This window comes from Parageobacillus toebii NBRC 107807 (assembly GCF_003688615.2).
GTDB lineage: Bacteria > Bacillota > Bacilli > Bacillales > Anoxybacillaceae > Parageobacillus_B > Parageobacillus_B toebii.
In genome coordinates this window covers 1,659,315-1,675,495 of sequence record NZ_CP049703.1, presented here as the reverse complement: position 1 = coordinate 1,675,495, position 16,181 = coordinate 1,659,315, and the positions used below count along the sequence as shown (strand labels likewise).

Genomic DNA, 16,181 nt, shown 5'->3' with positions numbered 1-16,181 from the left:
GGTATGCGCGAGGCAGCTTCTTTTGGCGCATACCTTTTTATTTTATCGTGCTGAAACAGTGGATGATGATGTTTCTTTGACATATGACAGTGCTTGCTCGAAATCGGCAATTAGATCGTCAGCGGCTTCAAGGCCAACACTAAGACGCAGCAAGCCGTCCGTGATGCCGCGCCGCTCCCGTTCTTCTTTCGGCATCGCCGCATGTGACATTTTGGCAGGATACGATAAAATCGATTCGACTGCTCCTAAGCTGACGGCAAATACAGGGATGCGAACATGCTTTACAAACGTCCGGACCGCTTCTTCATCGGCAAGGCGGAACGATAATACCGCGCCAAAGCCTGATGCTTGGTAGCGCTGAATCGCATGGCCCGGATGATACGTAAGCCCTGGATAATACACTTCTTCCACTTTTGGATGGTTTGCTAAATAACGGGCGATGGCAAGCGCGGATTGCGACGATTGTTCGAGGCGGACGTGCAACGTCTTTAATCCGCGCAACACAAGCCATGCGTCTTGGACGCCGAGCACCGCTCCGAAAGAGTTTTGCAATTTGTACAGCTGTTTGGCAAGTTCCTCGTCTTTGACAACGGCAAGCCCGGCAACAACGTCGCTATGCCCCGATAAAAATTTCGTCGCGCTATGAAGGACGACATCGACACCAAGATCGAGCGGACGCTGCAGAGCGGGAGTCATAAACGTATTATCTAAAAACGTTAAACAGCCATTTGCCTTTGCAAGCTTCACAATCCCGCGAATATCGGTCACTTTTAAAAGCGGATTCGATGGGGTTTCAACGTAAATGACTTTTGTATTCGGGCGAATATGGGAAGCTACTTCATGCAAATCGGTCATATCAACGAACGTATATTCAATACCAAAGCGGCTCAATACCTCGGTAATCATTCGGTACGTACCGCCGTAAACGTCTTCCGTCACAAGCACATGATCGCCTTTGGACAAGAGGAGAAAAGCGGTGGAAATCGCCGCCATTCCGGATGAGAAGGCGAAACCGCGCACCCCGCCTTCTAACGCCGCAATCGTCTCTTCCAACGCTTCGCGCGTCGGATTGCCCGAGCGGCTATAATCATATTTGCCGAATGTATCAAAATCAAATTGATGGAACGTGGAAGCGTGCTGAATCGGCACACTGACCGCTCCCGTTTGAGGATCCATTTTCCATTTATTATGGAGCAGTTTCGTTTGAAAAGATACGTGTTGTTCCATCTCCCTACACCTCTTTCATACTTTTTAACGCTTGCGATAAGTCAGATATTAAATCTTCGACATGCTCGATGCCGACAGAGAAACGAAGCAGCCGGTTACAGACACCGTTGGCGATGCGGATTTCTTCTGGAATATCGGCATGGGTTTGCGTTGCTGGATACGTAATAAAACTTTCAACTCCTCCTAAACTTTCGGCAAATGTAATTAATCGTAAACTTTGCAAAAAGCGGTTGACCCATTTTTCTTCGCGCAAACGAAACGACAACATGCCGCCTCTTCCCGGGTATAATACATCAGTAATATCTTCATGCGCCGCTAAAAATTCACTGATTCGCTTCGCGTTTTCTTCGTGCTGTCGCATCCGAAGCGCCAGCGTCTTCATGCCGCGAATAAGCAGCCATGAATCAAACGGTGAAAGCACAGCGCCAATTGCGTTCTGATATTCCGCAAGCCGCTTGCAAAGTTCCTCCCCCTTCGCAACGACGAGACCTGCCAACACATCGTTATGGCCGCCTAAATATTTTGTCGCACTATGGATGACGATATCGGCTCCTTGCTCGATCGGACGCTGAAAAACTGGTGTGTAAAACGTGTTGTCGACAATGAGAAGCAGTCCATGTTTTTTCGCAAATTTTGCCACTTCAGCAATGTCCGTTTCCTGCATTAACGGGTTCGTCGGTGTTTCTAAAAAAAATCGCTTTTGTTTTTTCAGTGATGTAGTTCTCTACTAATCGTATGTCGCGAAAATCTACATAATGAAAAGACAAGCCGTATTTTCGCCAGCCGCGTTCAAATAAACGATATGTACCTCCATATAAATCGGAGGAAACGAGAAATTCATCCCCACTTTCAAATAACGCAAGAACCGTCTGAATGGCCGCCATGCCCGAGCTGAACGCGTAGCCTTGGTCTCCTCCTTCTAGCTTTGCGATCGCTTCCTCGACGATTTTCCGCGTCGGATTGCCGGTACGAATGTAGTCAAATCCGGTAGACTTCCCGATTCCTTCATGACGGTACGCGGTCGAAAAATAGACGGGCGGATTGACCGTTCCTGTGACCGTGTCACTGCGGTTTCCGATTTGCGCCAATAACGTTTCCATTTTCTCCATCTGTATCTCTCCCTCTTCTATAAAATAAAAAAAGTCTTCTAAGAAGAAGACTTTTCCATACGTCGATCAGTGCTTCTTCTTATCTGCCGAATTGAAAAAATTCAATTCGCTGGATTTAGCACCTGGCCAAAAATTGGCTGGTTGCTGAAGCTTCATAGGGCCAGTTCCCTCCACTTCTCTTGATAAGAATGCATCCTTCACTATTCATTTTTTCTGATTACTAAAAAATGTACCTCATTTATCGTAAGTTTGCAAGAAATTTTTTAAATTTTTCAAATTGACACGTTGTTTTTATACGTTGGAAAAACTCCCGGCGCTTTTTTATGTAAATATTCATCATAATCTGCTGTGTTTGTTAACATGTTTTTACAAAAATATGGTACAATAACAGGTGAATCTGTTTTTGTTGGAGGATCCATCATGGCATTACAAAAAGGGACAATGCATGATTACACTATTTATAGCGATGAGCTGGATGAGGAAATAACGCTGCTTGCCTATTTGCCAAGTTCGTTTTCCCCGCTTCATAAGTATTCTCTTCTTATCGCTCAGGATGGGAAAGATTATTTTATGTACGGGAAAATAAAAAGCGTTATTGAACAACTGATGGAAAACGGCGAGATTGACCGCACCATTGTCATCGGAATTCCATATCGCGATGTTAAGGACCGCTATGAGAAATATCATCCAAACGGAAAGAAAAACAGCCGTTATTTGCGTTTTTTAGCACATGAGCTCGTTCCGTTTTTAGATCAAACGTTTCCTACGTACCAAATCGGAAAAGGACGCGCGCTCATCGGCGATTCCCTTGGCGGCACTGTATCACTAATGGCAGGATTATTGTATCCGCATACATTTGGAAAAATTGCGATGCAGTCGCCATATATCGATGAAGGAATCATCGAACAAATTTTACAATTTACAGAACCATCATTATTGCAAATTTACCATTCGGTAGGTACAAACGAAACAGCAGTGAAAACGACGGACGGAAATGTGCGCGATTTTATCACTCCAAATCGAAAGGCGCGTGAAGCGTTTATTCAAAAAGGATTTTTGTATGAATACAACGAATTTGATGGCGGTCATGCATGGACATATTGGCAGCCTGATGTTCCGCGTGCAATCGCGCATATCCTTTCTTTGTAAACACTACTATGCTCTTCGGAATTTTGTTATAATTAAGTACTACTTATCATAAGGAGGGGTTTTTATGAAATATGGTATTGCTTTATTTCCTTCGAAGCGAATACAAGATTTTGCCAATTCCTATAGAAAGCGTTACGACAGCCATTACGCCCTCATTCCGCCGCATTTAACCTTAAAAGAGCCTTTTGAAGCTGACGACCAGAAAATTAAAGAAATTGTGAAGGAACTGCGCAAAATCGCCGCTGAAACAGATGTCATTCCGTTAAAAGTGACAAAGTTTAGCTCATTTTATCCAACAAGCAATGTTATTTATTTAAAAGTGGAGCCGAATGAAACGCTCGAGCGTCTCCATGAACGGCTTCACAGCGGAATCCTTGCTGATAAGTCAGAATACGTATTTGTCCCTCATATTACCATCGGCCGTGATTTGCCAAACGCTGAATATGCTGATGTATACGGACAATTACGGATGCAAAACGTTCATTTTGAAGAAACGGTTGACCGCTTCCACCTTCTATATCAACTAGAAAACGGCTCATGGACAGTATATGAAACATTTCTTGTTGGAGGAAAGGAACAAGAGTAATATGAACGTAGCAATCGGAACAAAAAATGATACATCTTTATACAAAGATGCCTTGCTTGTTCGACGAATCGTATTTATCGAAGAGCAGCATGTTCCGGAAGAAGAAGAAATTGATGAATTTGAGCAAGAAGCGATGCATTTTGTTTTGTACGATGGGGAAAAACCGATTGGTGCCGGCAGATTTCGCACGATCGATAACGGTCTAGGCAAGATCGAACGAATTTGCGTTTTGCCGCAATATCGCGGCAGTGGGGCAGGAAAGCTGATTATGGAAGCGATTGAGCAGTTTGCAAAAAAACAAGGTGTCCCAAAAGTAAAACTGAACGCGCAAACACATGCGGAGCCATTTTATCAAAAACTCGGATATCAAACCGTTTCCGATGTGTTTATGGATGCTGGAATCCCTCATGTAACGATGGTAAAATCCCTTTAAGACCGTATCAAACGATGGTACGGTCTCTGCTCATTTTCTGCAATCCATAAAGAATAGTTGCGTACACTGTTGTTACATAAGCGGTTATGCTGTACGTATAACAGCCAAGAGAAAATACAATTTCATTTCCAATTCATACATAAGCCGTTCGTGACTTAGTCAATCATTTTCACGCCATATCATATTTTGCTGCACTAGTTTCTTTATATCTTCTGTATATTGTCCATGCCCTACAACAGCACGCTTCATTCGGAATGAAAGCAATCATTGTAACGTCTATTCCTTCGCGCATATTTTATTTCCTTTGTTTACTATTTATATTATAGATTTTCAAGACCGTCTTTTTGTAATTGATTCGCTTTAGTTGCCAATATTCATTTTTTTCTAAGGAATATAAAGAACAAAAGGGAGCTTCGATTCCGAAGACTCCCTTTTGCTTACTTTTTGTTATTCAACATGTTAGCAATCGTACTAAAATCAAGCTGTTTTCCGTTTTGAATGATCGTTTTGACGATTTGGTCTTCTAGCTCTTTTGGCACTTTCCGATTGGCGATTTGCGCGACGCGTTTGATGACGTGACGCACTGTTTTTTCGTCTTTAAAATTGGCATTTTGCAAAGAATTGGCTAATTCGAATACGTCTTTCATATTTACACCTGTTTTCTTTTCGATATTTTTAAAAAACTGATTATCCATTTACCAAATCCTCCTTTTCCTCTTATATCGTATGAATTGAAAACCAATAAGTGCATACATCAGAAAGAAAAAGTACGAGCTGCCCGTCGAATAGAACAGCCCGCACCCATTACATGACATTAGTATACAAACGCAGCACCGACAATAATTAACAAAATGAACAACACAACAATCAACACAAAGCTACTGCCATGGCCGAAACCGCCATAGCCAAAGCCTCCATAGCCGAAGCCTCCGTATCCTCCGAAACCGCAGCATCCAAAGCCCATAATGGTGCACCTCCTTACGCTTTGTTACTTTATCGTATTCATCATGCTTGCAACTGGTATAGGCGTATATGGAAATCTATTCCCCAAATATCCGAAACAGCTTCGAAAACTGGTTTTCTTTTTTCGAAAACCACTTGTTCATATAATCCAAGTTTCCTTGGACGCCTTTTAAAAATTGATTATTTAGCTTCTCGATTTCCTGTATTTTTTTATCGAAGTCTCTTCCCCACTGTTCAAACAACTTAATAAACTGCTCATGTCCCTCTTTTTTAGAATTCGCCCACGTTTCCAGCGCTTTTTCCAACTCGCGGCTCATCCTATCCCCTCCTTCCTTACCATTTGTTTATGCAATTTAGGGGACAATGTGCCAAAGCATATAAATTCTTTTTTTCCACAAAAATGTGATAAAGTATAAGCGGACACTACTTCATTCAAGGGGGAAATTCTATTGAAAGAGCTCCAAACGACAGAACAATTCCAAGAGGTCATTTCGGGGGAAAAACCGGTAATTGTAAAGTTTTATACAACATGGTGCCCAGATTGCACAAGAATGAACATGTTTATCGATGATATCGTTAACGAATATTCGCAATACGATTGGTTCGAAATTAATCGCGACGATTTTCCAGAGCTTGCTGAAAAGTACCAAGTGATGGGCATTCCAAGTTTGCTCGTCTTCCGAAATGGGGAAAAAATTGCTCATCTCCATAGCGCCAATGCGAAAACACCAGAAGAAGTAAAAGAATTCTTGCAGTCATTAACCGTATAAATTTTTGCAAACAAAAAAGCCGCTTGTCGGGTGAATATTCCCTAGCGGCTTTTTCCTACTTTGCATTTTGCGCTTTTGTTCAAAGAACAGAAACGCTTTTTAATTGCCGATGGCCGTCTTAGAAAAATTTTGCTTTCCAATACGTCTGTTAATACTCAATATCTTCATAATCTTTCGGCTGATGGGTGACATTGTTTTCGTTGTACATAAATTCAATCGATATTTCTTCATCGGTGGTGCTTGCACGGCTGTTTTTCTTTAATTCCAGTTTAATTTCTTCGTCTGTCGTCCGAATACGTTTTTTTTCCATTTAGTATATGCCTCCTTTAGTTTCGTAAAAATGGCTCCACTTTTTGCAATAGTTTCTGCATTTTTTCAGCGTTTGTCTTATATAGTTCTTTTGCTTCCTTTGACTCTGTTTGCAAAGCGAATAATTCAAAGTCTGCCTGCACTTTTTTGATCGCTGCTAGCAGCAGCTTTTTCTCTTGCGGCTCAGGAATTTGGATTTTATCGTCATACAAGTCGAGCGTCAGCTGACCGTAAGAGTCTACTTGGCCTAAAAACACATTCTCGATCGCCACCCCTTGTTTATCCAATTCCTGTTTTAGCCAGCCGCGGTTCAGCCCCATCGTCGCAAGCGGCTCATCTAAAATCATGCCGTCCATAATTACTGTTTGCGGCTCCTTTTCTGACGGAGGGTTTGGAAATACGTCCCCAACGGTTAACGGCTGTTTTTCCCGTTTCAATAACACGTTTAACTCGCCGTTCGGCTCAAGCACCGCAAATTCCACATCTGCCACACGAAACACATCTTTTTTGCGAAGCTGCTCGAGCAATTCATCGGCGGTATATTTTTCCCGTTTTAAATTTTCTTCTAACACTTTGCCGTTTTTAATAAAGACCGTCGAATTTCCTTCAACGAAGTTGCGGAATTTTTTATTTCGCAGTGAAAGACGAGAAGTAGCCACCGGGAATAACGCCCAAATTAAAATACTTGTAATTCCTTCCTCCAGACTAATACTTAAATCCATTGACATTGTTCCCGCAATGTCGCCAATGGTAATGCCGACGATATACTCAAAAAACGAAAGTTTTGCTAATTGTTTTTTTCCTAATATCCGTGTAATGATAAACAACCCAATTATAATAAAAACCGAACGAATTGCTACTTCTAACCATACTGGCATCGATCATGCTCCTTACTTTCCATGATATTGAGGCTCCTCCAATTCCAGCTTGCCGATACGCTTTTTTATATCAGCAATAATTTCCTCTGTCATCATCATCGCCTCATGGAACGTTCTCTGCGCCTCTTCATCTTGTGAAATGAGAGCAAGCCCTTGCAGTCCGGCATGAATGCTCTTTAAGCTCGCTAGACTTTGTTTTACTTGCGAGGCAACGGTCATCGCTTTTCCTCCTTATCCTTTTGGTCGGAATAATAGTGCACCGATAAATCCAAATACAATTGCTGCCGAAATACCAGAACTTGTGACTTCAAACATTCCCGTCAGCACTCCAATAATGCCATGTCTGTCCGCCTCTTGAAGCGCCCCGTGAACTAGCGAATTCCCAAAACTGGTAATCGGAATTGTTGCACCAGCACCAGCAAAATCAATGAGCGGCTCATATAAACCGAAACCATCTAAAATGGCGCCAACGACAACCAGCGATGCCAACGTATGGGCAGGAGTCAGTTTGAACACATCCATCAAAATTTGTCCAATAACACAAATAAGCCCACCGACAACAAACGCCCAAAAAAACATCGACATCATGATTCATCACCTCCATACTCGATCGCCACCGCGTGAGCAATGCAAGGAATCGTTTCGTTTTGCTGGAACGAAAGCGGCGATAGAAGGGCGCCGGTTGCAACGACGAGAATTCTTTTCAGTTCTCCTCGTTTCATTCGGTTTAACAAATGCCCGTATACGACAGTGGCAGAACAACCAGCACCGCTCGCTCCCGCTAATACGGGCTGACCTTCTCGGTAAATAATCAATCCACAGTCTTGATAGCGATCTTCCTCTACATTCACTCCATGTTGACGCAATAAATCGAACGATATTTCATGTCCGATCTTTCCTAAATCCCCGGTGACGATCAAGTCATAGTAAGAGGCATCAATTTTCATATCGCGCAAATGTGCTTCGATCGTATCTACTGCCGCAGGTGCCATCGCTCCTCCCATATTGAACGGGTCGCTCAATCCCATATCAATGACTCGGCCGATCGTCGCTGATGTAACACGCGGTCCGTCGCCGTGAGAGCTGATAAGCGCTACACCTGCCCCGGTGACTGTCCATTGGGCGGTTGGCGGCTTTTGCCCTCCGTATTCCGTTGGATAACGGAATTGCTTCTCTACCGCCGCATTATGACTTGACGCACCTGTCAATATATAGTCTGCCCCACCGTAATTCACAATAAAAGCACTTAACGCCAATCCTTCCATCGAAGTAGAGCAGGCGCCAAACACCCCTAAATATGGAGCGCCAATCGTTCGTGCCGCAAAACTAGTCGGGGTCATCTGGTTAATAAGATCTCCGGCAATTAGAAACTGCACTTTCTCTTTTTCTATTCCCGCTTTTTCCATCGCTTTGAACATCGCTTCTTCCAGCAGCACTTTGTGCGCCTTTTCATACGATTCCTCACCGAGCCACAAATCTTCATGAAGCAGATCGAAATCATCGGCGATGCGGCCGTTTGCCTCGAACGGCCCTCCAACAGTCGCCGTTGACAAAATAGTCGGTTTGTTTTCAAATACCCATGTCCGATGCCCTTTTAGCATTATAAACCACCCCATTTCGTTGCGATCGTTTTCACTAATGCAACGACAAAGGCGGAAAACGTACCAAATAAAATAACCGACCCTGCCAGCTTAAACATGTTCGAGCCGACCCCAAGCACAAATCCTTCCGTCCGATGCTCAATCGCTGCCGAAATAACGGCATTCCCAAAGCCTGTAACAGGAACAGCGCTGCCAGCCCCAGCAAATTGCGCAATCCGGTCATACACTCCAAGTCCGGTTAAAATCATCGAAATAAATACCATCGTCGCTACGGTCGGATTTCCCACCGTTTGCTCCGTAAAATCAAAAAAGTACATGTAAAGATACGATATCGCTTGCCCAATGGTACAAATTAGCCCACCAATAAGAAAAGCGCGAACACAGTTTTTCAAGACAGGGCGTTTCGTTTCTCGTTCTTTCTCAAATAAATGATATTCTTGTTGTACGGGAGTAAGTTTTTTTCGTTTCTCGTTTGCCATGGTGCCACCCCTTACGTGAGCTCTTCGCTTAATTGTTTGATCTTTTCTATTTGTTGATCCACTTTCCGTTCATTCCATTTTTTATTTCCTAATTTGCCACGCAGCTCTTCTGTTTTCCAAAAAATTTTTAAATCACTCGATGAAACAATTTGATAATTTGGAAATAAACGTATTAACTGACGATCAATTTCTTTTTCGATTTGTTTGCGATAAAATCGATGCATATGCTTTATTTGATAAGCGACAAGCAGTTTTTTGCTTGTGTTTACAGCAACGACATCTTTTATATCATCTCTTTCCTTAAGATGCGCAACTGCTTGTTCTGCCGCTTGCTGATTGATGGCAGCCTGTTGCGCTCCATTTGTATTTATTTCCATGAAATCAGATCCTTGCATCGACTGCTGCTTTACTTTGTTTTCATTTGTACAGCCGCCCATCAATATGCCGATAACAACCGTCATCATCAACCATTTTCTCATTCTCATCAACCCATCCATTTATGTATTTCGTTCGAAAAAAGGTTGGTATATAACCAACCTTTTTTCAACATCTTTGGAAACTCGATCTCGCTGCAAAATAGCATGTGTTATTGTTGTTTATATTGTGGCTCTTCGTTTTGAATTTCTTGCACGCGAGAGTTGACTAAATCAACGATCGCTTGTGTTTGTTGCGCTGCTTGTTGATAAAGTTGTTTTGCTGCTTGGTTTTCCGTTTGTAATGCAAATGTTTCGAAACTTGCTTGAGCTGATTTTAAACCTGCTAATGTTTGTTTTACTTGAGTTGCAACAGTCATGTTTATTCCCTCCCTAATATTGTGGTAGTATCGATTACAATTGTTAGAATGGATTTTTTTGCAGAAAAATATAATTGTCATTTTTTACAAAAAATTAGGCTGTCCATAGAACCGGACAGCCTTTTCTTTATACTTATTTTTCTTCCTTCACTTTGTCAGAAAAACCGCGGCCAAGAGATGGATTGTTAATAATCCCTGCGATGACGAGAATGCTTAAAAATGCTTCATACAGCCGCTCATACTTCCCTAAATCGATATCGATGCCAAATGTTTGCAGCGCCAAAAAGATAAAAGAACCGATGGCAAGCCAAAGACCATAGTTTTTAAAGCGTTCCACTTACGCTTCCCCCATCCATTTTCACCAAATGCTTAAATCCAGGAAAAAGGTCTTCTTTCCTCTTCATGATCATCATGCTTATGATCATCACGCGGTGATTCTTCATGAACATCTTCAATTGCTTCTACATCTTCGCGATGCGGAAATAACCACGGATCGCGAATGCGTCCTTTTGGAACTATCACCACATCGTCAGCGTGAATAATTAGCTTATCGACATGGATAACACGAGATTTTTTACGACCAGACATCCCCATTCCTCCTTCCTGTCGACTTGTTGCATTGTTAGACTATGCAACTAGGCAGATGAAGGTATAGGCATTTTTCACAGTTTATCCATTATTTCTTTTTATTGTTCTGCCGCAGCCACATCCTCCTGCCCGCTTCGCAGCCGTCTTTTTGGAAGAATACACTCGTTTTGCCTTAATTTGCTGTGGTTGAATTCCTTTTTTCATCGCTATAACCTCCAAGCTGTGTAGTGTATTATTAGTTTATGTGGTGCGGAAAAAATATGTTTCTCCTTTTTCATCACGTTTTGATGTTTCGGATATAATTGGCATTGGCCAAAAAACTGTTGTCGAAAATCCCGTAAACATTCCATGATGTTGCAATGATTTCTTGCTTTGCGTGTATTAATCGATACTTTATCATAGATACAAGAAAACGAGCGGGAGACCTTTCTTTCCCCCGCTCGTTTTTATGAATCCCATTTTTCCACTGCCCATTCGATGAAAGAGGCGCCCCCAGCAATCGCCAATATCATAAGGAGTGGATGAAATATAATAGGACAGAATATGTTGCCGATATAAAGAATAGCAGCACACCAAATTCCTGTGCACCAATAGCAGCTCAGCAGTTCCCCGATCCAATGGCGCAGACCGCTTCCTTTAATATGCAAAAATGATTGTACCGTTCCATCTGGTAATGTTTCTTCCACAATTTCATGAAACGGCTTCCGTAAAAAAGCAGTAATCGAATCATACATGATCAATCTCGTTAACCGAAATGTCCCTAAAATAAAAAGAAAAAGTTCAGTAGCGGTCACGATGTTCTTCTTCTCCCTTCTCAGAAAAACCAATTAACGTAAGGGAAACGACCTCCTTTCTTGGAATCACAACTTCTCCGAAAGCGGTATCCATGATAATTTCCGTTTTATCATATTCACGGATGATTCCTTCTCTTTCTCCGTCCGTACTAACGAGCTTGCATTTTATATTGGCAAGATGCTCTGGGAGATTGCCTAAAAAGGACAGCTGTTCCTCTAGCGACATTTGTTGAAACTGCTTTTCTTGCTCTTGGACAATTTCTTCATGTCCCCATTCGTTCTCATGCTCCGTTTTTTTCTCGACATCCTTTTTGCTTTTAAACGTTTTCTGCATGTAAGAAACCACACGCTCCAGCTTCGGCTGCACGATATAAAGAAGCGGCTCATTTTCCACCATATCCCGCCGTTTCATCGATAGTCCCCTCCTTTTTCAACTGTTGCCTTATATATGTATGCTGTTTATCATAAGAATTGCCAAGAAGTTACCCAAAAAAACAAGCTGCTCCTTTTCTAGGAACAGCTAATCCGATTTATATAACGTTTTTTCGATCGCTATCACCATTGCTGGATGGGAATGATCGATAATCCGGCTCTAATTTTTCATTTTAATACCCTAAAATATGGTACCCAGAATCGACGTGGATAATTTCCCCCGTAATGCCGCGTGACAAATCGCTAAATAAAAATAGTGCCGCATCGCCAACTTCTTCTTGCGTCGTCGTGCGACGAAGCGGAGCGCGTTCTTCGATTTGTTTTAAAATCGAGTTGAAGTCGCTAACCCCTTTTGCCGATAACGTCCGAATCGGTCCTGCTGAAATGGCATTGACACGGATGCCGTATTTTCCTAAATCGTTTGCTAAATATTTTACACTTGCATCAAGCGATGCTTTTGCCACACCCATAATGTTGTAATTTTGTACCACACGTTCACCGCCAAGGTATGTTAATGTGACGATGCTTCCGCCTTCGGTCATCAACTCTTTCGCTTCCCTAGCAACAGCAGTTAATGAATAAGCGCTGATGTTATGGGCAAGCAAAAATCCTTCGCGGCTTACATTCATATATTCTCCGCTTAAATCTTCTTTGTTTGCATATGCAATACAGTGGGCAACCCCATGAATGACGCCAACTTGCTCCTTAATTTGTTGGAAGCATTGGGTAATTTCTTCATCTTTTGTCACATCACATGGCAAAAGAAGAGAGTTTTCATCCTCCAGCGTATCAACAAGAGAGCGAACCTCTTTTTCAAAACGTTCCCCAGCGTATGTAAACACAAGACGAGCCCCCGCTGCGTGCAAAGACCGCGCAATTCCCCATGCAATACTGCGTTTATTCGCCACTCCCATAACCACATATGTACGTCCTTTTAACGATAAATTCATCCGTCATCCTCCTATATCCATTAAAATTAATATTTGTTATTAGTACCTAGTGTTAATTTTATTATATGATAAGTCTCACAGAAAGTAAATGAGTCAAAACTCTTTGCAAAAATATCGTAATTCGTTAATATGGTATATGGCATGTTTTTATCATGATGGAGAGGGTCATAATATGGAACAAGATCGGCTATCACAACCAAAGCTTGATTATAATTTGTTGTTTATTTTGTTTTTAATGGCGATTGTTAGTGCGATCGCTATTCATAGCGCACAACCAACTTTGCCGGAAAAATTGCAGAATGTCAATTTTGCTTATAAACAATTGCAATGGTATGCGATTGGTGGTGTTGTTATCGCATTAACGATGATTATCGACTATGATCGTTTTTTCCAAATCGCGTGGTATTTATATGGATTTGGAATGCTGCTGTTATTGGGTCTTGAACTTAACGTTCCTGGAACAGTCACCATTAAAGGAGCAACGAGCTGGTACTCTCTTCCAGGCGGGAACTTTCAGCCATCTGAATTAATGAAAATTTTTATGATTATCGTTCTTAGCCGCATTATCATTAACCATCGCGAGAAATATCCGGAACCGACCGTAAAAGATGACTTTAGGCTGCTTGGCAAAATCGCCTTAACTGTTTTGCCGCCATTAATATTGCTAATGAAGCAACCGGATTTAGGAATGTCGATGGTGTTTGTTGCCGTTACTGCATCACTTGTGCTCGTTTCTGGCATTCGCTGGCGCATCATTCTCGGAATTGTGTTTGCCGGATTGATGGCCGTCGCTATTCTTGTATTTATTTTCTTCCGATTCCCTGACTTTTTCCACAAATATATTTTAGAGGAATATCAGTTAAACCGTTTTTATGGATGGCTTGCTCCTTATGAATATTCCAATGAACAGGGCTTCCAGCTCATTCGTTCCCTGCTTGCGATTGGATCTGGAGAATTGTATGGAAAAGGATTTGGCAACATTCAAGTATACCTCCCGGAAGCACATACCGACTTCATTTTCGGAATCATCGCCGAACAGTTCGGGTTCATTGGTGCAAGTGTTGTCATTTCACTGTTTTTCCTTCTTATTTACCGCATGGTTCATATTGCTTTAGAAAGCAATGATTTATACGGAAGCTACTTATGCGCCGGGGTCATTGGAATGATTACATTCCAAGTATTTCAAAACGTTGGAATGACCATTGGACTTTTGCCAATCACCGGGCTTCCGCTTCCATTTATCAGTTATGGGGGAAGTTCGCTTGCGACTTATATGTTAGCCATTGGACTTGTTCTGAATGTCCATTCACGCACGAAAAAGTTTATGTTTTCTTCCGAAGAATAAAAAGCCGCATGATCAGCGGCTTTTTATTTTATAATAATCATGCGCATTCATTACTTTACTAAAGGAGAATGAAGCGATGAAAATCGATATCATTGGCGATATTCATGGATGTTATTCAGAGTTTGTAAAGCTAACTAAAAAGCTTGGATATGAATGGGAAGACGGCATTCCCCTTCACCCAGATGGGCGGAAACTCGGCTTTGTCGGCGACTTAACAGACCGAGGCCCACAATCGTTGCAAACAGTAGAAGTTGTCTATTCCCTTGTCGAGCGCAAGTCAGCTTATTATGTCCCAGGGAATCATTGCAATAAACTGTATCGCTTCTTTTTAGGAAGAAACGTCCAAATTACGCACGGTCTTGAAACAACTGTCGCAGAATATCGCGCATTGCCGCCAAGTGAACAAGCAATGATTCGAAAAAAGTTTATGAGGCTATATGAAGCCGCTCCGTTATACGCGCAGCTAGATAACGGCCGCCTTATTATTGCCCATGCTGGCCTTCGTCGAGACTATATTGGAAGAAATGATAAAAAAGTTCAAACATTCGTTCTTTATGGTGATATTACTGGGGAAACAAATCCCGATGGAACACCTGTCCGGCGAGATTGGGCAAAGCGTTACAAAGGAAGCGCATGGATTGTATACGGTCATACACCGGTGAAACAACCTAGAATCATTAATCGTACGATTAATATTGATACTGGCTGCGTATTCGGCGGAGCGCTTACCGCTTTTCGATATCCTGAAATAGAAACCATATCGGTTCCATCTTCCTTGCCATATGTGCCGGAAAAATTCAGAACGTTCGATTGAAAATGCCGCTTATCAGCTTACCCGTTCCATCAATTGTTTCATATCATCAGGAAGCGGGCAAGAAAACGTATATATTTTCCGCTTGATCGGATGGAAAAAGGAAAGCTCTTTGCTGTGCAACGCCTGGCGGCTAATTGCTTCCCGGCTTCCGCCATACAATTCATCCCCTGCAAGCGGGTGGCCAATATGCGCTAAATGAACACGAATTTGATGCGTGCGGCCTGTCTCTAGCTGGAGCGATACGTATGTATATTCACGAAGCCGCTGTAATACGCGAAAATGAGTAACGGCCCGTTGACCGTCATCGCGTACTTCCCGAGCAATAATGCTATCGCTTTTGCGGGCGATTGGCGCATCAATCGTCCCCTTGTCTTCCGTTAAACATCCGTGACAAATCGCTTCATAACGCCGCGTTATTTTTCCTTGTTGCTGCAGCGTGGATAATAAATGATGAATATGACGATGTTTTGCGACGAGAGCAAGGCCGGAAGTATCGCGATCCAGTCTTGTTACAACATGAATCGTCGACTCTAACTGTTGCTTTTGGTAATGATAAAGCAATGCATTAGCAAGCGTGCCGCCCGGATGCTCACGCGATGGAATCGTTGCCATAAACGGCGGTTTATTCACGACCAAAACATATTCATCCTCATATACAATATCAAGCGGAATCGCTTCCGGCATCATCCCTTCACTTGGGGATTCTTTCGGAAATAGTACTCGCAATGTTTCTCCACAACAAAGACGATGACGAACAGTGACTGGCTGTTCATCCACGAAAATGGCCCCTCCATGGAATTTAATGTCTGTTAATGCCGTTTTCGAAATGCCTTGTTCCTTTAAAAATTCCCGGACAAGCTTTCCTTCCTCTTTTTCCGTAATCGTCCAAGTTAGCGTAAAACGCGACAATGTTTTGTACCTTCCTTTACTTCCTATTTATTCTAATCAAACAATGGAGCGA

At 42.4% G+C, this 16,181-nt stretch carries 25 protein-coding genes, 1 pseudogene and 1 riboswitch; of the genes and pseudogenes, 6 read left to right on the top strand and 20 right to left on the bottom strand.

The genetic code is table 11. From position 1 onward, the window contains the following. Positions 1–42: 42 nt before the first annotated feature. Positions 43–1,227 (bottom strand): cystathionine beta-lyase, encoded by a 1,185-nt coding sequence (gene metC, locus DER53_RS08660; RefSeq protein WP_062679091.1) that lies wholly within the window; start codon positions 1,225–1,227, stop codon positions 43–45. A 4-nt stretch (positions 1,228–1,231) separates the two neighbouring features. Next, a pseudogene (locus DER53_RS08655) lies at positions 1,232–2,336 on the bottom strand (methionine biosynthesis PLP-dependent protein). Positions 2,337–2,412: 76 nt separating this feature from the next. Further along, positions 2,413–2,525: riboswitch (SAM riboswitch) on the bottom strand. Between the two features lie 231 nt (positions 2,526–2,756). Here DER53_RS08655 and DER53_RS08650 point away from each other — a divergent pair. The 3 genes from DER53_RS08650 to DER53_RS08640 all read left to right on the top strand — a co-directional run bounded on the left by DER53_RS08650 (position 2,757) and on the right by DER53_RS08640 (position 4,504). After that, on the top strand, positions 2,757–3,485 hold the full coding sequence (locus DER53_RS08650; RefSeq protein ID WP_062679093.1) for an alpha/beta hydrolase: 729 nt from the start codon (positions 2,757–2,759) through the stop codon (positions 3,483–3,485). A gap of 64 nt (positions 3,486–3,549) precedes the next feature. Further along, positions 3,550–4,071 carry a YjcG family protein gene (locus DER53_RS08645; RefSeq protein ID WP_012749484.1) on the top strand — a complete coding sequence of 174 codons (522 nt, stop codon included), beginning with the start codon at positions 3,550–3,552 and terminating at the stop codon, positions 4,069–4,071. Between the two features lies 1 nt (position 4,072). Next, positions 4,073–4,504: a GNAT family N-acetyltransferase gene (locus tag DER53_RS08640; RefSeq protein ID WP_062753716.1), complete on the top strand. Its 432-nt coding sequence runs from the start codon at positions 4,073–4,075 to the stop codon at positions 4,502–4,504. Between the two features lie 437 nt (positions 4,505–4,941). Here DER53_RS08640 and spoVIF read toward each other — a convergent pair whose 3' ends face one another. The 3 genes from spoVIF to DER53_RS08625 all read right to left on the bottom strand — a co-directional run bounded on the left by spoVIF (position 4,942) and on the right by DER53_RS08625 (position 5,784). Beyond that, positions 4,942–5,199, bottom strand: a complete 258-nt coding sequence (spoVIF, locus tag DER53_RS08635) for a sporulation-specific transcription regulator SpoVIF (protein ID WP_012749482.1) — start codon at positions 5,197–5,199, stop codon at positions 4,942–4,944. Between the two features lie 119 nt (positions 5,200–5,318). After that, positions 5,319–5,468: a YjcZ family sporulation protein gene (locus DER53_RS08630; protein WP_012749481.1), complete on the bottom strand. Its 150-nt coding sequence runs from the start codon at positions 5,466–5,468 to the stop codon at positions 5,319–5,321. Between the two features lie 76 nt (positions 5,469–5,544). Beyond that, positions 5,545–5,784 carry a hypothetical protein gene (locus DER53_RS08625; RefSeq protein WP_012749480.1) on the bottom strand — a complete coding sequence of 80 codons (240 nt, stop codon included), beginning with the start codon at positions 5,782–5,784 and terminating at the stop codon, positions 5,545–5,547. Positions 5,785–5,916: 132 nt separating this feature from the next. Here DER53_RS08625 and DER53_RS08620 point away from each other — a divergent pair, with 132 nt between their 5' ends. Then, complete coding sequence (locus tag DER53_RS08620; protein WP_062753718.1) at positions 5,917–6,237, top strand: thioredoxin family protein; 321 nt, start codon at positions 5,917–5,919, stop codon at positions 6,235–6,237. Positions 6,238–6,385: 148 nt separating this feature from the next. On the opposite strand, the gene DER53_RS08615 is transcribed toward DER53_RS08620, so the two are convergent. The 14 genes from DER53_RS08615 to fabI form a co-directional block, all read right to left on the bottom strand. Then, complete coding sequence (locus DER53_RS08615; protein WP_012749478.1) at positions 6,386–6,547, bottom strand: hypothetical protein; 162 nt, start codon at positions 6,545–6,547, stop codon at positions 6,386–6,388. Between the two features lie 16 nt (positions 6,548–6,563). Further along, positions 6,564–7,424 carry a DUF421 domain-containing protein gene (locus DER53_RS08610; RefSeq protein ID WP_062753720.1) on the bottom strand — a complete coding sequence of 287 codons (861 nt, stop codon included), beginning with the start codon at positions 7,422–7,424 and terminating at the stop codon, positions 6,564–6,566. A gap of 12 nt (positions 7,425–7,436) precedes the next feature. After that, entirely contained in the window at positions 7,437–7,643 is a 207-nt protein-coding gene (locus DER53_RS08605) for a DUF1657 domain-containing protein (RefSeq protein ID WP_012749476.1), read from the bottom strand. A gap of 12 nt (positions 7,644–7,655) precedes the next feature. Next, on the bottom strand, positions 7,656–8,012 hold the full coding sequence (spoVAE, locus tag DER53_RS08600; RefSeq protein WP_062679095.1) for a stage V sporulation protein AE: 357 nt from the start codon (positions 8,010–8,012) through the stop codon (positions 7,656–7,658). Continuing rightward, positions 8,009–9,025 carry a stage V sporulation protein AD gene (spoVAD, locus tag DER53_RS08595; RefSeq protein WP_062753722.1) on the bottom strand — a complete coding sequence of 339 codons (1,017 nt, stop codon included), beginning with the start codon at positions 9,023–9,025 and terminating at the stop codon, positions 8,009–8,011. The genes spoVAE and spoVAD overlap by 4 nt, the downstream gene beginning before the upstream one ends. Further along, the gene (gene spoVAC, locus DER53_RS08590) at positions 9,025–9,504 is read right to left on the bottom strand and encodes a stage V sporulation protein AC (RefSeq protein ID WP_062679097.1); all 480 of its coding nucleotides are present in this window, start codon (positions 9,502–9,504) and stop codon (positions 9,025–9,027) included. The genes spoVAD and spoVAC overlap by 1 nt, the downstream gene beginning before the upstream one ends. A gap of 11 nt (positions 9,505–9,515) precedes the next feature. Beyond that, on the bottom strand, positions 9,516–9,983 hold the full coding sequence (locus tag DER53_RS08585) for a YhcN/YlaJ family sporulation lipoprotein (protein WP_244319536.1): 468 nt from the start codon (positions 9,981–9,983) through the stop codon (positions 9,516–9,518). 107 nt (positions 9,984–10,090) lie between these two features. After that, entirely contained in the window at positions 10,091–10,297 is a 207-nt protein-coding gene (locus tag DER53_RS08580) for a DUF1657 domain-containing protein (RefSeq protein ID WP_012749471.1), read from the bottom strand. Positions 10,298–10,430: 133 nt separating this feature from the next. Then, positions 10,431–10,634 carry a phage holin family protein gene (locus DER53_RS08575; RefSeq protein ID WP_062753726.1) on the bottom strand — a complete coding sequence of 68 codons (204 nt, stop codon included), beginning with the start codon at positions 10,632–10,634 and terminating at the stop codon, positions 10,431–10,433. A gap of 32 nt (positions 10,635–10,666) precedes the next feature. After that, a complete protein-coding gene (locus DER53_RS08570; protein ID WP_174525692.1) occupies positions 10,667–10,885 on the bottom strand; it encodes a hypothetical protein in 219 nt (72 codons plus the stop codon). A gap of 81 nt (positions 10,886–10,966) precedes the next feature. Further along, entirely contained in the window at positions 10,967–11,089 is a 123-nt protein-coding gene (locus tag DER53_RS17565; protein WP_012749468.1) for a hypothetical protein, read from the bottom strand. Positions 11,090–11,331: 242 nt separating this feature from the next. Further along, positions 11,332–11,679 (bottom strand): DUF1360 domain-containing protein, encoded by a 348-nt coding sequence (locus tag DER53_RS08565; RefSeq protein WP_062753728.1) that lies wholly within the window; start codon positions 11,677–11,679, stop codon positions 11,332–11,334. Continuing rightward, positions 11,666–12,091 (bottom strand): CotO family spore coat protein, encoded by a 426-nt coding sequence (locus DER53_RS08560; protein ID WP_062753729.1) that lies wholly within the window; start codon positions 12,089–12,091, stop codon positions 11,666–11,668. The genes DER53_RS08565 and DER53_RS08560 overlap by 14 nt, the downstream gene beginning before the upstream one ends. Before the next feature lie 193 nt (positions 12,092–12,284). Next, positions 12,285–13,061 carry an enoyl-ACP reductase FabI gene (gene fabI / locus DER53_RS08555; RefSeq protein ID WP_012749465.1) on the bottom strand — a complete coding sequence of 259 codons (777 nt, stop codon included), beginning with the start codon at positions 13,059–13,061 and terminating at the stop codon, positions 12,285–12,287. A 172-nt stretch (positions 13,062–13,233) separates the two neighbouring features. Here fabI and DER53_RS08550 point away from each other — a divergent pair, with 172 nt between their 5' ends. Both DER53_RS08550 and prpE read left to right on the top strand, forming a co-directional pair. After that, positions 13,234–14,406, top strand: coding sequence for an FtsW/RodA/SpoVE family cell cycle protein (locus tag DER53_RS08550; RefSeq protein WP_012749464.1), 1,173 nt, complete (start codon positions 13,234–13,236; stop codon positions 14,404–14,406). A 76-nt stretch (positions 14,407–14,482) separates the two neighbouring features. Then, on the top strand, positions 14,483–15,220 hold the full coding sequence (prpE, locus tag DER53_RS08545; protein WP_062753731.1) for a bis(5'-nucleosyl)-tetraphosphatase PrpE: 738 nt from the start codon (positions 14,483–14,485) through the stop codon (positions 15,218–15,220). Between the two features lie 12 nt (positions 15,221–15,232). Here prpE and DER53_RS08540 read toward each other — a convergent pair whose 3' ends face one another. Next, positions 15,233–16,129 (bottom strand): RluA family pseudouridine synthase, encoded by an 897-nt coding sequence (locus tag DER53_RS08540; RefSeq protein WP_062753733.1) that lies wholly within the window; start codon positions 16,127–16,129, stop codon positions 15,233–15,235. Between the last annotated feature and the right edge of the window lie 52 nt (positions 16,130–16,181).